A 12,306-nucleotide genomic window follows, 5' to 3' on the forward strand; every position below is an offset into this window, starting at 1 on the left:
GGACAGCCCCGCAGGGTGTGACAGGCCTACTGGAACGCGGTGAGCTTCTCGGGGTTGACCAGCCACATCACCTGGTCGATGCCGTCGTCGGACGCCGTCACGGTGATCACGGCATAGGTGCCGGCGTCCTTGCGCAACCGGACCGCCCACTGGCCGTTCGCCTCGACGTACGACGCCTCCGCGCCCGCCCAGAAGCCCGGCGCCCAGGCCGCGAAGATCTTCGCCAGCGTCGCCGCGCCGAAGAGCGGCCTGCCCGCCGCCCGCACCGCGCCGTTGCTGTCGGAGTAGCTCACGACGTCCTGCGCGAACAGCTCCTTGAGTCCCGCCAGGTCGCCCGCCTGCGCGGCCGCCACGAACGCCTCCAGCAGTTTGCGCTGGTCAGCGCGTTCGACGGGGACGCGTCGCTCGTCCGCGAGGTGCTTGCGCGCCCTGCTGACCAGCTGCCGCGTCGCGCCCTCGGAGGTCTGGACGATCTCGGCGATCTCCTTGTACGGGTAGTCGAACGCCTCGCGCAGCACGTACGCGGCCCGTTCCGTCGGCGTCAGCTTCTCCAGCAGCAACAGCACCGCGAGCTCCAGCACCGCGCCCCGCTCGGCCCCGACCTGCGGGTCCGCCGCGGTGTCCACGGGCTCGGGCAGCCACGGCCCGACGTAGGTCTCGCGCCGCGCGCGGGCGGTCTGCGACTCGTTGATCGCGAGCCGGGTGATGGCCGTCGCCAGGTACGCCTCGGGGTTGCGCACGGCGTCGCGGTCCGCGAGCTGCCAGCGCAGCCAGACCTCCTGCACCAGGTCCTCGGCGTCGGCCACGCTGCCGGTCATGCGGTAGGCGATGCCGAACAGCCTCGGCCTGGCCGCCGCGAACACCGACTCGGCCTGGTCGAGAGAGGTCATGACGCCACGGTAGCGCCGATCAGCACACCCCGTCGGTGTGGCACCGCTCATGGGCGAATTCCAGGTGCACGAGATCAACTCGGCGTCCAGACTGGCGGCGTGACGACCCGACCCGAACCACCCCTGACCGGCGGCGAGCGCGAGACCCTCCGCGCGTTCCTCGACTACCACCGCGCCACCCTCGCGATGAAGTGCGAAGGCCTGTCCGACGACGACCTGCGCCGCCGCTCGATGCCGCCGTCCACGCTCACGCTGCTCGGCCTGGTCCGGCACATGGCGGAGGTGGAGCGCACCTGGTTCCGCAAGGTGATCAACGGCGAGGACCTCCCGCTGGTGTGGTCCGACGCCGGCGACTACCAGGTGGCCTACGACGCCTCGGGGTCGAGCAGGTCGGAGGCGTTCGCGGCGTGGCAGGCCGAGGTCGAGCACTCGCGGCGGATCGAGCGCGAGGCCGAGTCTCTCGACGTGACGGCCCACCAGCCGCGCTGGGACGCCGACGTGTCGCTGCGGCTGGTCATGCACCACCTGTGCCACGAGTACGCGCGGCACAACGGTCACGCCGACTTCCTGCGCGAGGGCATCGACGGCGTCACGGGCGCTTGATCAGTCCACAATGGACCGTTGGTGCGAACTTCGCTTCGAACGCGGCGTGGCGAGTATTCCCAGTCACAGCGCCGCACCACGACGGCGGCCCCGCACCAGGAGGTGACCGTCGTCGGGACGCACAGCACCATCACCGTCTTCGACGTGCCCTCCAACGACGAGCTGCACGCGTTCCTGTCGTCGTTGCCGCTGTGGGAGTTCACGCGGGTCGAGGTGACTCCGCTGTCGACCCACCCGTCCGACGTGGCGGCGCAGCCGTGAGGCGGCGATTTACCGCCGCCTAACCACCGGAAGTCACGGTGGGGCATGCGCAAAGTCATGTTGGTCCTTCCCGCGGTGGCGCTGGCCGCGCTCGCCTCGACCGGTACGGCCCAGGCGGAGTCCGCGCCCTCGTGCTCCGGCACCGTGCAGATCGGGTCCACCGGGTACGTCAAGAAGAACGGCGAGATCATCGCCTCGGTCAAGCAGTTCAAGGGCTGCGGCAAGAACTGGGCCTACACCTACGTGTGGGACTCCTACGCCGCCAAGCCGGGCACCTTTCACTCCAGCGCCGCGATGGTCGTCAACGGCGACCGCGACTACAGCAGCAACGTCAACGGCAGCAACAAGCAGGACGTCTGGTCCAAGGGCACCAACACCCTCAGCGAGTGCACCCGCGCCTACGGCGAGGTGTGGGGCGATGGCAACGTCTACTGGGGACAGACCGACGAACGCTGCTAGGACGTGACCCGTGGGTCCGTTCGATGAGAGTCGCGGTCGAGAGTTCCGGAGGCATGCCCTAGCTTGCAGGGCATGGGGATTCGCCTGTCGGTGCTCGACACGTCTCCGGTCGTCCAGGGTTCGACGCCGCGGGAGGCGCTGCGCAACACCGCCGACCTCGTGGAGCTGGCGGAGGAGCTGGGGTTCCACCGCTACTGGGTGCCGGAGCACCACGGAATGCGCGGCGTCGCCAGCTCCGCGCCGGCCGTGCTCGTCGCACACCTGGCGGCGATCACCGGCCGCATCAGGGTCGGCTCGGGTGGCGTGCTGCTGCCGAACCACCCGCCGCTCGTGGTGGCCGAGCAGTTCGGCACCCTGTCCGCCCTGCACCCCGGCCGGATCGACCTCGGCGTCGGGCGAGCGCCGGGCGGCCCCGCGTCCGTGGTGTCGAGGCTGCGCCGGACGGACCGGCCGTACCGCGAGCAGCTCGAGGAGCTGCAAGGCCTGCTGAACCCAGGCGACACCCCCGCCGTACCGGTGCAGGGCGGCACCGCGCCGGAGCTGTGGCTGCTCGGCTCCTCCCCCGGCACGTCCCTGCTCGCGGCCGAGCTCGGAATCCCCTTCGCGTTCGCGCGCCACCTCAACCCCGCCGAGACCGCTCGGGCCGATCTGGTCAGCGTCTCGGTGATCGCGGCGGACGACGACGACCGGGCCGAGTGGCTGGCCGGGCCGATCAGGACGAAGGTGCGCAGCCGCGCGGAGGGCAGGCGGATCCTCCTGCCCAGCCCGGAGGACGCGACCGCGCACGACGACGACGGCCGCGTGCTGGTGGGCGGGCCGGAGACCATCGCGCGCAAGCTCCAGGCGGTGCTCGACGAGACCGCGGCGCCGGAGCTGATGATCACCTCGCCCCTCCACCACCACGCGGACCGCCGCCGCAGCTACGAACTGGTCGCGTCGATCGGCGAGTCGTTGACGCCCGCCGGTACAGCGGGGCTGTGACATCTCGGGTGGACCGCGGCCCGCCGACGCCGACGGTAACGGTCGATCAAGCCGAGGAGATCTTGTCCATGGTTTGTCCGACGGGCAGGAGACGGTTCATGAAGATCGAACGGCGCAAGTGGGTCCTGGCTGTGGGCGAGGACGCCGCTCCCACGCTGCTCAAGTTGCTCGAAGCCGGAGGAGTCGCCTTCGACACGGTGGAGAACCGGATCAACCCCGTCTACCGCGAATACACCGACGAGCTGCCGGAAGAGGACTTCCGCCAAGTCTTGGCCATGTTGAGCCACGCAAACCCGCAGCGGCTGCCCAAGGCCGACTACGACAAGGTCGAAACCGACTTCAAGCGGCGCACCGACAAGCAGTGGCAGCTCGAGCAGGCCCGGCTGGCCGAACAGCGCAGGCAGGCGCAGGCCGCGACCGAGCAGCGGCTGCTGCAGGCGGGGCTGCACTCCCTCGGCGGCTCCGGGACGACGTGGGCAGCGCGTGCGTCCCAGATCGGCGCGTGGTGGAACGGGGTCAAGCAGCGGGAAGCAGCGGAGAACTGGGAGAAGGTGTTCACCGGCAACCGGATGACCGCTCGTCAGGTCAACGCCAAGGGCCGCGGTGGGAAGTTCGACATCGTGAACCGGCACGACCGCAAGGACCCCGCGAAGGAGCGGGAGATCTACCTCGACCGCGGTCTGGGCGGCATTCTCGCCCGCACCACCCCGGCCAACTTCTTCCCCGGCCCGGCCGGCGCCAACCGCAAGGACGAGTTGGGCCTGCACGACCTCAGCGGCACCCTGCTGACCTCGGCCCGCCCTGTCTTCAAGCAGCTCAAGCCCTACGACGAGGCCGTGGTCGTGTTCATGCCCGCGCCCACCGAGTCCGACTCCCAGGTCTTCGCGGCCATCTCCTCCCTCGAAGAGCCCGACACCGACAAGCTGCGCGAGTACCGCAGCAAGTTCACCCGCCTGCGCTTGGCGCAAAGCAGTGACATGGGCGCGGTCTTCGTTGACGACAACACGGACCCGAAGGCCGAACTGCGCGCCCGCTACGGCGTCAACGGCCGGGTCCTGCTTCCCGGCGGCACCATCGTCCCTCTCGACGAGACCATGCTGGCCAAGCGCCGCACCGACGCGCTGGAGCACAGCACGATCCTCAGCGGCGACGCCAAGGCGCTGGTCAACGAGGTTGTGATCGTCTACCGGCAGCACGCGGCGGCCGACCTGTTCCCGTTGTTCGCCCAGTGGGACAGGGAGACCACCAGCTACCGCGTCCTCGACCGGGCCACGCTGGCACCCACCGGCGCCTGGATCGCCGACACAGGAGCCTGGCACCCGGCCCGGACGTGATGTCCAGGGCCGGCCAACTGGTTCGAGTTCGCCGCCGGGGACACCGAGAAGGCGGGGGCGTCCTACGCGGGCGTCCTCGGCTGGGAGACCAGCCAGATGGGCGAGGACTACCACTTCGTCACCAACGGCGCGGCCGGCGCGATCGCCGTCAGGGACGCGCAGCTCACCCAGCCGCGGATCTACTTCCACACCACGGACATCGACGCGTCCGTGCGCAAGGTCGTGGAGTTCGGCGGCGAGGGTGACGACGTCCAGTCCGTGCCCGACGTCGGCCGCATCGCGCACTGCGCGGACGACCAGGCACGCCGTTCAGCCTGTGCGAACCGCAGGGCTGACGTGGTTCCGGGCGGCCCGCCACGACGCGGCGGGCCGCTCAACATCCCGGCCCCCGGCAGCGTCTTGTTGTCACAGGCTCACGTCTTGGGGGAAAGCATGGAGCACTTCAGACCCGTCGGTGGTCTCGGCAGAGCCGCGACCGCACTCGTCGGGCTCGCCGCCGTCGGCAACGTCGCCGCCACCGCGGCCGACTGGCTCACCTACACCACCGTCCGCGACTACCGCGCCGGCGCGGGCACGGCGGCCGGTGTGAGCGCCGCCGACAAGTTCACCGTCGCGGCGAGCGCGGGATCGTCGCTGCTGACGCTCCTGGCGGGCGTCGTGTTCATCAGCTGGCTGTACAACGCGCGCATCAACGCCGAGCTCGTGACTCCCGCGACCGAGCACCGCCGCAGCCGCCTGTGGGTCTGGCTGGGCTGGTTCGTCCCGGTCGTGAACCTCTGGTACCCGAAACAGGTCGTCGACGACGTCTGGCGCGCCAGCGACCCGCGACAGCAGGACGTGCCTTTGCGGCAACGGGCGCAGGACCGGCTGACCACCCGGTGGTGGGCCCCGTTCCTCGTGATGTGGATCTTCGGCAACAGCTACCTGCGCGGCTACAACGCAGACGGGTCGTGGACGACGGACTCGTTCCTCAACGCCGCCGTCCTCTCGACCATCTCCGCGCTCGCCGGGATCATCGCCGCCGTTCTCACCGCCCAGCTGGTGCGGAGGATCTCGGAGTTCCAGAGCGCTCCGCCACCGGTGGCCTGACTCGTCCGTCCTCTTCGGACCGGCGGCGCGGCGGGTCACGAGCAGCCGCGCCGCCCTGCTCGCCGGTCACGCCCCCTACCCGTCGAAGCGGCTCCGCGCCGCCTCGATCTCCGTCAGGTACCGCGTGGTCCAGTTGCACATCGCGTCCACGGTGGCCCGCAGCGCCTGCCCCGGCTCGGTCAGCGTGTAGTCGACGCGCGGCGGCACCGTCGGGTGCACGACGCGGTCCACCAGGCCGTTGCGCTCCAGCAGGCGCAGGTTCTGGGTCAGCATCTTGTGGCTGATGCCGTCGACCTCGGTCTTCAGCTCGGTGAAGCGCTTGGTGGAGTCGCCGATGGTCTCGACGATCAGCAGCGCCCACTTGTTCGCTATGTCCGAGAAGATCTCGCGCGCCAACGAGTCCGCACGCGCCAAATCACCGCTGAGCTGCTTGCTCACCTTTGGGTTCCCCACTCACGAAAAAGTGCGTTCTTCCAGGTCGGGCTTCACTCTCCTACGGTGACTGAGTAACCGCAAGAGAGGACAAACTCATGGCCGTCACCCTCATCAACGCCGAGGGCCTCCCGGAGCTCGACGTCTACCACCACGTGGCCGTGGCCACCGGGTCGAAGACCGTCTACCTCGCCGGCCAGGTCGACTGGAGCGGCGCGCCGGACCTCGCCACCCAGGTCGAGAACGCGTATGTGAACGTGCACACCGCGCTCAAGGCCGCCGGGGCGTCGTTCAATGACCTGGTCAAGATCAGGGTCTTCGTCGTGGACTGGACGCCGGACAAGATGCCGGAGCTGCTCAAGGGTCTGGACAACGCCAGGGCCAGGGTCGGCGAGTTCGCGAAGCCGCCGGCCTCGTTGATCGGCGTCGCCGCGCTGGACGTGCCGGAGCACCAGGTCGAGATCGAGGCGGTGGCCGTGCTCGACTGATTTACCGGCGCCTAACCGGTGCGGCGCAGGCTCCTCTGAAACACGAGAGGAGCACCATGCGCAAGATCCTGGCCGCGGGTGCCGTCGCAGCCGCGGCGGCGAGCCTGCTGGGCACCGGCACCGCCCACGCCGAGACGAACCCCGCCTGCCCCGGCGCCACCCAGATCGGGTCGACGGCGTACGTGAAGAACAACAGCACGACCGTCGCGTCGGTCAAGCAGTACGCGGGCTGCGGCAAGAACTACTCCTACATCTACGTGTGGGACTCGTGGATCTCCAGCCACGGCAGGGACTTCACGCTCCGCACGCACATCCAGACGCCCCCGAACCTGTCGCACGGCTACAAGACCGGTGCACGGGGACAGCGTGAGCTGTGGTCCGGTGCCGCGGACACGCTCGACCAGTGCACGCGCGCGCACGGCGAGGTCGACGGAAGCAGCTACTTCCTGTTCGCCAAGACGGGCGAACGCTGCTGATCCCGCATTGCGCCCGGCAGAACCCTGCCGGGCGCACGCGCTCACTTGCGCATGCTGATGACCAACGCGAGTCCGGCGGACAATGCGATGGCAGCGCTCACCACGAGCTGGTTGAGCCAGACGATGGAACTGCCGCCGTCCCCTTGGAGCAGCGCCGCGACCACGAGCCACAGCGCCAGGCCGATCGTGATCTGCCTCAGCAACGGCACGTCGAGCGGCGCCATCGCCCGCACCATGCCGAGGAGCATGATGACGACGGCCAGGCCCATGGACACCCAGTACGGCCGGAACGCGTGCGACGAGGCGCTGAAGTGCAGGATCGGTGGCGCGGCGATCAACCACACGCCGGCCAGGAAGGCGGCGACGCCGGCCCGGCTCTCGACAGTTCGTCCGTGAAGGTCCCGCACGCGAGCAATTTTCACCTCCAGCCGGGCCAAAGGGAACACCTGATTCACGTCCCGGTACAGGTTCTAGGGTCTCTGGCATGATCGAACAGTCCGACACCAAGGCCGCCTACGACGCCGTGGCGGGGCTTTACGCCGAGCTCTTCAGCGACGTCCTCGAGACCCTGCCGATGGAACGCGCGGTGCTGGCCGCGTTCGCCGAGCTGGTGGAGGGACCCGTCGCCGACCTGGGCTGCGGTCCCGGCCACGTGACCGCTCACCTGCGTTCGCTGGGCCTGGACGTCTTCGGCGTCGACCTGTCCCCCGAGATGATCGCCCTGGCCCGCCGGGCGCACCCGGACCTGCGGTTCGACGAGGGCACGATGACGGCGCTCGACATCCCCGACGCGTCGCTGGGCGGGATCCTCTCGTCCTACTCCCTCATCCACACCCCGCCGCGGGACCTGCCGGTGATCTTCGCCGAGTTCGGGCGCGTCCTGATGCCCGGCGGACACGTCGTGCTCGGCTTCTTCGCCGGCGACGATCCCGAGCCGGAGCCGTTCGACCACAAGGTCGCGCTCGCCTACCGCTGGTCGCCCGACGCCCTCATGACGCTGTTGCGCCAGGCTGGTTTCACCGAGGTCGCCAGAATGCGCCGCGAGCCCCACGAGGGCGAGCGGCCGTTCCACCACGTGCACCTGCTGGTGCGCAAGGGTCGTGGAGATACCGTGCAGATCCCGTGAAGGTGCGGCGGGAAACGACTTCCTCCCCGCGGAACGGTTTTACCGTCGGGCATGGACACCGTGGACGTGCTCGTCGTCGGAGCCGGGCTGGCCGGCCTCACCACCGCGCGCCTGCTCGCTGAAGCAGGCCTCGACGTGGCCGTGTGCGAACGCAGGACGAGCCTCGAGACCGGCATCCGCACGACCGGCATCTTCGTCAGGCGCACCCTGACCGACTACGACCTGCCGCACCTCGGCCCGGCGGTCCGCCGCGTGCTGCTCTACCCGCCGTCGCACGAGGACCCCGTGGAACTCGTCAGCACGCGCGACGAGTTCCGGGTGGGCGACATGGCCGGCATCTACACGCGGGCCGTCGAGGACGCCGAACGCGCCGGCGCCAGGGTCACCCTGAACGCCGGCTACCCCGCCAAGTCGACGAAGGCGCGGTTCACGATCGGCGCGGACGGCGCACGTTCCACCGTCGCCAAGACGCTCGGCCTCGACGTGAACCGGCAGCTGATCACCGGCATCGAGGAGGTCTACCCGGTCAGGACCGGCTCCACGCCGACGTTCCACTGCATCGTCGACCCGCGCCTCGCCCCCGGCTACATCGCCTGGGTCATCGACGACGGCGAGCACGCGCACGTGGGCCTGGCGGGCCGCGCCGACCGCTTCACCGCGCCACTTCCCCAGCTGCTGCAACGGTTCCGCGACAGCTTCCCGACTCCCGCGCCCACCGGACCGGTGAAGCGCCGCGGCGGCCCGATCCCGGTCGGTGGCCTGCTGCGCCGGATCGTGTCGCCGCAGGGCCTGCTCGTCGGCGACGCGGCGGGCGCGGTCTCGCCGCTGACGGCGGGCGGGCTCGACCCGTGCATGCGGATGTCCGAGCTCGCGGCGTCGGTGACGTTCGACTACCTGCGCAGCGGCAACAGGTACGTGCTGGAGCACTACGACGGCGCGGCGATGCGGCGCCGGTACCTCCTCCGCTCGCAACTGCGGCGCGGGCTGTCGCTCGTGCGCGGGCCCGGTCTGGCGGAGCTCGCGTTCTCCGGACTGCGCACGGCGCCGGGAAAGGCCGTGGCGAAGCGGATCCTGTTCAGCTAGGCGACGAGCAGGTCCGCCGGGAACAGGTGCGCGTCCCCGGCGGACCTCTGCCGATCAGGCCGTCAGGAGCGTCAGCCCGTAGACGCGCAGGATCTCGTTGATGGGCTGGAACCAGGTGCGGCCGCCGCTGGAGCAGTTGCCGTAGCCGCCGGACGTCACGCCCTGCGCCTGGTCACCGGTGATGAAAGAGCCACCCGAGTCGCCCGGCTCCGCGCACACGCTGGTGCCGACCATCTCGTAGACCGCGCCCTGCTGGTAGTTCACGGTCTCGTTGCGGCCCTGCACCACACCGCAGTGCCAGTGCGTGGTCGAACCGGAGCGGCACACCGAGGTACCGACCGGCGCCTCCCACGAACCGCGCACCAGGGCGTCGCTCACCGTGCCCCAGCCGAGCACGACCGGAACGTTCCACCAGCCGCCGCCGGTGCGCACCCAGCCGTAGTCGTTGGTGGGGAAGGAAGAGCCGACGAACTCGCCCTGCCACGACCCGTCCCAGCCGTTGACGTTCCACGCGCCGACGTTGCAGTGCCCGGCGGTGACGTAGCCGCCGTGCACCGAGAAGCCGATGGAGCAGCGGACGTTGCCCGTGTAGAACGGGTCGCCGCCGACGGTGCCGGCCGCGAACGGTTGCGGTCGCTCGACACCTGCCGTGTTGACGACGACGTCCTTCGGTAGCGCCGAGAGGTCGGCTCCCGGCAGGGCGTCGACCACGACTGCGCCGCGCTGGACGTCGACCCGCCACCCGGCGACGTCCTTCGACAGCGACCCGGCCTTCGACAGCCTGTCGATGTTGTTCTTGACCGCGTTCAGGGACGCGAGGGTCTTCGTCCGCAGCACCGGCCGGGCTCCGGCGGCCTCCACGGCGTCGGCCTTCGCCGGGTCGGTCACCGCGACCTGGAGCTTGCCGTCGGCGAACCAGCTGCCGCCGAACGCCTCGGCGGCGGCCTGCTCGGCGGCCGGCGCGACCTTCAGCGCCACCTTCTCCTGCGCGATCCTGGTCAGCGCCTGCGCGGCGGTGATCCCGAAGTCGCGGCTCATGGCTTCGACGACTTCGGTGGAAGCCGCCGCCGCGGGGACTGTGATCGTGCTCAGCACGATCGCGGACACGGAAACTATGCGTAGCAGCATGATTTCTCTCCTACGGTGCCCAAGGTGAGCTGACGGCCCAGCTCACGTCCTGGTTGTACGAGGCAGGGTTGTCGTACACGTGCGCGCCGCCGTTCGAGGCGACCCAGACCTCCTCCGAGTAGTGGCGGATGCTGGTGCCGAGCTCGTTGAACGACTCCAGCCGGACGCCGCCGCTGCCCTGTTGCGCGCAGAACGTCGCGTCGCGCCGGAAGAGGTCCGTGTTGTCGTTCGTGCCGAGCCGGACGCGGAAGTCCGCGTGCCGCAGGTACTGGTTCGGGAGGTTGCGGGACTCGAGCGAGTAGCAGGTCGGGTCGGCGAGCCCGCGCCGGACGACGAACGTGGCGTCCGACTTCGTCAAGCTGTCGCTCGACGCCGTCACGACGTCCGTGCGCGCCAGCGAGTCGCGGTGCCGCAGGTAGCGGTCCGAGAAGCCCGGTGAGGTCACCCGGAACGACCGGGCCTGGTCCAGCGGCAGCTCGGCGCCGCTGCGCCACAACGCGACGCTGATCGCCCACGTCGTGTCCGCCGCGAAGGAGTTCGCGGTGTCCCAGGGGTTCGTGCCGCCGGACCGTGCCAAGTAGACGTTCGAGTTGTAGTGCCGCACGAACGAACCGCGCACGTTGTAGGACTCCAGCGCGGTACCGCCGCTGCCTTCCCGCGGGCAGAACGTGGCGTCGGCGCGGAACAGGGCGCTGCCGTCGTTCACGTCCTTGCGGATGACGGAGTTGCTGTGCCGCAGGAACTGGCCCGCGAAGTTGCGCGACTCGAACGACAGGCAGGCCGCGTCGGCGAGTCCGGGACGCACCAGGAACGTGGCGTCCAACCGGCCCAGGTCGTCGTTGATCACGTCGGTGCGGGCCGTTCCGGCGGCGTGCCGCAGGTAGCGGTCGGTGTAGCCGGAAGTGGTGACGCGCAACGACACCACGTCGTCCGGTCCCACCGCCGTGCCGCGCGCGATGGCGAGCACCTTGAGGTTGACGTCCCGCACCCGCGACTCGGTCATCTTCAGGATGCGCCGGTCGTAGGTGTAGAAGCCGTTGACCTCGTTCTCCACGTCGTACGGCTCGGTGTAGACCGACGCCGACAACCCGCGCGTGTGGATCATCCGCGCGACCTGCTTCGCCACCTCCTCGTACCTCTTGGTCAACGACGTCTCGTCGGGGTACAGGGCGCCATAGGCGAATCCGGCGCCCGGCTGGTACTCGTGGCCGACGACCCGGCGGCCCAGACCGCCGAACTCGCCGAGCATCGCGACCCTGCTGGCGTCGGGTGTGCGGGTCGCCGTCGTGATCTGGTAGTGGTGGTCGTCGATCACGTCGCCGTTGCCGGGATCGGGATCCGAGACGCAGCAGTTGGAACCGGAGTTGTGGTTGATCAGGCGGGTGTTGTCGATCGACCGGACCAGGTTGACGATCCGGCCGGCGTCGTACTCGCCCCAGCCCTCGTTGAACGGCACCCACTGCACGATCGACGTGATGCCCTTGTGCTCGTCGATCATCTCCTTGAGTTCCTTCTCGAACCGGGTCCGCCCGGCCTGCGACGGCTCCCGGCCGCTGGCCAGCGCCGGCATGTCCTGCCAGACCATCAGGCCGAGGCGGTCCGCCCAGTAGAACCAGCGGTCGTTCTCGACCTTGATGTGCTTGCGGACCATGTTGAAGCCGAGGGCCTTCTGCTGTTCCAGGTCGAAGGCCAGCGCGGTGTCGGTCGGCGCGGTGTAGATGCCGTCCGGCCAGTAGCCCTGGTCGAGCGTGCCCAGCTGGAAGACGAACTTGCCGTTCAGCGTCGGCCGCAGCACGCCGCCGAGCATCGCCTTGCCGAGCGAGCGCATGCCGAAGTAGCCGCCGACGGTGTCACCGCTGCCCAGCGTGACGCGCAGGTCGTACAGGAAGGGGTCGTCGGGGGTCCAGAGCCGGGCGTTGGGGACCGGCACCCGCAGCGAGGCGCCGACGGTGCCGG

Annotated in this window: 15 protein-coding genes; 10 read left to right on the top strand and 5 right to left on the bottom strand. The window is 69.9% G+C overall.

All coding sequences use genetic code 11. The annotated features are described in order from the left end of the window. Positions 1–26: 26 nt before the first annotated feature. Positions 27–890 carry an RNA polymerase sigma-70 factor gene (locus VM306_RS05985; protein WP_325511738.1) on the bottom strand — a complete coding sequence of 288 codons (864 nt, stop codon included), beginning with the start codon at positions 888–890 and terminating at the stop codon, positions 27–29. A gap of 99 nt (positions 891–989) precedes the next feature. Between VM306_RS05985 and VM306_RS05990 the strand changes: the two genes are divergently transcribed. The 6 genes from VM306_RS05990 (at position 990) to VM306_RS06015 (ending at position 5,617) form a co-directional block, all read left to right on the top strand. Continuing rightward, the gene (locus VM306_RS05990; protein ID WP_325511739.1) at positions 990–1,493 is read left to right on the top strand and encodes a DinB family protein; all 504 of its coding nucleotides are present in this window, start codon (positions 990–992) and stop codon (positions 1,491–1,493) included. 102 nt (positions 1,494–1,595) lie between these two features. After that, entirely contained in the window at positions 1,596–1,754 is a 159-nt protein-coding gene (locus VM306_RS05995) for a muconolactone Delta-isomerase family protein (protein WP_325511741.1), read from the top strand. Positions 1,755–1,799: 45 nt separating this feature from the next. Further along, positions 1,800–2,213, top strand: coding sequence for a hypothetical protein (locus VM306_RS06000; RefSeq protein WP_325511742.1), 414 nt, complete (start codon positions 1,800–1,802; stop codon positions 2,211–2,213). Between the two features lie 72 nt (positions 2,214–2,285). Beyond that, positions 2,286–3,194 carry an LLM class flavin-dependent oxidoreductase gene (locus VM306_RS06005; protein WP_325511743.1) on the top strand — a complete coding sequence of 303 codons (909 nt, stop codon included), beginning with the start codon at positions 2,286–2,288 and terminating at the stop codon, positions 3,192–3,194. 98 nt (positions 3,195–3,292) lie between these two features. Beyond that, positions 3,293–4,528, top strand: coding sequence for a hypothetical protein (locus VM306_RS06010; RefSeq protein ID WP_325511744.1), 1,236 nt, complete (start codon positions 3,293–3,295; stop codon positions 4,526–4,528). A gap of 96 nt (positions 4,529–4,624) precedes the next feature. Beyond that, positions 4,625–5,617: a DUF4328 domain-containing protein gene (locus tag VM306_RS06015; protein ID WP_325511746.1), complete on the top strand. Its 993-nt coding sequence runs from the start codon at positions 4,625–4,627 to the stop codon at positions 5,615–5,617. A 75-nt stretch (positions 5,618–5,692) separates the two neighbouring features. Here the strand turns inward: VM306_RS06015 and VM306_RS06020 are convergent, their stop codons facing one another. After that, positions 5,693–6,055 carry a helix-turn-helix domain-containing protein gene (locus VM306_RS06020; RefSeq protein WP_325511748.1) on the bottom strand — a complete coding sequence of 121 codons (363 nt, stop codon included), beginning with the start codon at positions 6,053–6,055 and terminating at the stop codon, positions 5,693–5,695. Between the two features lie 92 nt (positions 6,056–6,147). Between VM306_RS06020 and VM306_RS06025 the strand changes: the two genes are divergently transcribed. Beyond that, positions 6,148–6,537, top strand: a complete 390-nt coding sequence (locus VM306_RS06025) for a RidA family protein (protein WP_325511750.1) — start codon at positions 6,148–6,150, stop codon at positions 6,535–6,537. Positions 6,538–6,593: 56 nt separating this feature from the next. Continuing rightward, complete coding sequence (locus VM306_RS06030; protein ID WP_325511752.1) at positions 6,594–7,013, top strand: hypothetical protein; 420 nt, start codon at positions 6,594–6,596, stop codon at positions 7,011–7,013. A gap of 41 nt (positions 7,014–7,054) precedes the next feature. Here the strand turns inward: VM306_RS06030 and VM306_RS06035 are convergent, their stop codons facing one another. After that, a complete protein-coding gene (locus VM306_RS06035) occupies positions 7,055–7,420 on the bottom strand; it encodes an SPW repeat domain-containing protein (RefSeq protein WP_325511754.1) in 366 nt (121 codons plus the stop codon). A 77-nt stretch (positions 7,421–7,497) separates the two neighbouring features. On the opposite strand from VM306_RS06035, the gene VM306_RS06040 reads away from it, so the two are divergent. Both VM306_RS06040 and VM306_RS06045 read left to right on the top strand, forming a co-directional pair. After that, complete coding sequence (locus VM306_RS06040) at positions 7,498–8,139, top strand: class I SAM-dependent methyltransferase (RefSeq protein WP_325511756.1); 642 nt, start codon at positions 7,498–7,500, stop codon at positions 8,137–8,139. A gap of 51 nt (positions 8,140–8,190) precedes the next feature. Further along, positions 8,191–9,222 (top strand): NAD(P)/FAD-dependent oxidoreductase, encoded by a 1,032-nt coding sequence (locus VM306_RS06045; protein WP_325511758.1) that lies wholly within the window; start codon positions 8,191–8,193, stop codon positions 9,220–9,222. A gap of 54 nt (positions 9,223–9,276) precedes the next feature. Here VM306_RS06045 and VM306_RS06050 read toward each other — a convergent pair whose 3' ends face one another. Next, positions 9,277–10,350: a S1 family peptidase gene (locus VM306_RS06050; protein WP_325511760.1), complete on the bottom strand. Its 1,074-nt coding sequence runs from the start codon at positions 10,348–10,350 to the stop codon at positions 9,277–9,279. 10 nt (positions 10,351–10,360) lie between these two features. Next, positions 10,361–12,306 (bottom strand): AbfB domain-containing protein (locus tag VM306_RS06055; RefSeq protein WP_325511762.1); only part of this gene is annotated, 1,946 nt, incomplete at its 5' end.

This window comes from Lentzea sp. (genome assembly GCF_035525475.1).
Lineage (GTDB): Bacteria > Actinomycetota > Actinomycetes > Mycobacteriales > Pseudonocardiaceae > Lentzea.

What these genes read in the sequence shown, in the direction of transcription:
- VM306_RS05985 (WP_325511738.1), bottom strand. Translation starts at nt 890, where the DNA reads ATGACCTCTCTCGACCAGGCCGAGTCGGTGTTCGCGGCGGCCAGGCCG.
- VM306_RS06000 (WP_325511742.1), top strand. Translation starts at nt 1,800, where the DNA reads ATGCGCAAAGTCATGTTGGTCCTTCCCGCGGTGGCGCTGGCCGCGCTC.
- VM306_RS06005 (WP_325511743.1), top strand. Translation starts at nt 2,286, where the DNA reads ATGGGGATTCGCCTGTCGGTGCTCGACACGTCTCCGGTCGTCCAGGGT.
- VM306_RS06010 (WP_325511744.1), top strand. Translation starts at nt 3,293, where the DNA reads ATGAAGATCGAACGGCGCAAGTGGGTCCTGGCTGTGGGCGAGGACGCC.
- VM306_RS06015 (WP_325511746.1), top strand. Translation starts at nt 4,625, where the DNA reads ATGGGCGAGGACTACCACTTCGTCACCAACGGCGCGGCCGGCGCGATC.
- VM306_RS06025 (WP_325511750.1), top strand. Translation starts at nt 6,148, where the DNA reads ATGGCCGTCACCCTCATCAACGCCGAGGGCCTCCCGGAGCTCGACGTC.
- VM306_RS06030 (WP_325511752.1), top strand. Translation starts at nt 6,594, where the DNA reads ATGCGCAAGATCCTGGCCGCGGGTGCCGTCGCAGCCGCGGCGGCGAGC.
- VM306_RS06040 (WP_325511756.1), top strand. Translation starts at nt 7,498, where the DNA reads ATGATCGAACAGTCCGACACCAAGGCCGCCTACGACGCCGTGGCGGGG.
- VM306_RS06045 (WP_325511758.1), top strand. Translation starts at nt 8,191, where the DNA reads ATGGACACCGTGGACGTGCTCGTCGTCGGAGCCGGGCTGGCCGGCCTC.
- VM306_RS06050 (WP_325511760.1), bottom strand. Translation starts at nt 10,350, where the DNA reads ATGCTGCTACGCATAGTTTCCGTGTCCGCGATCGTGCTGAGCACGATC.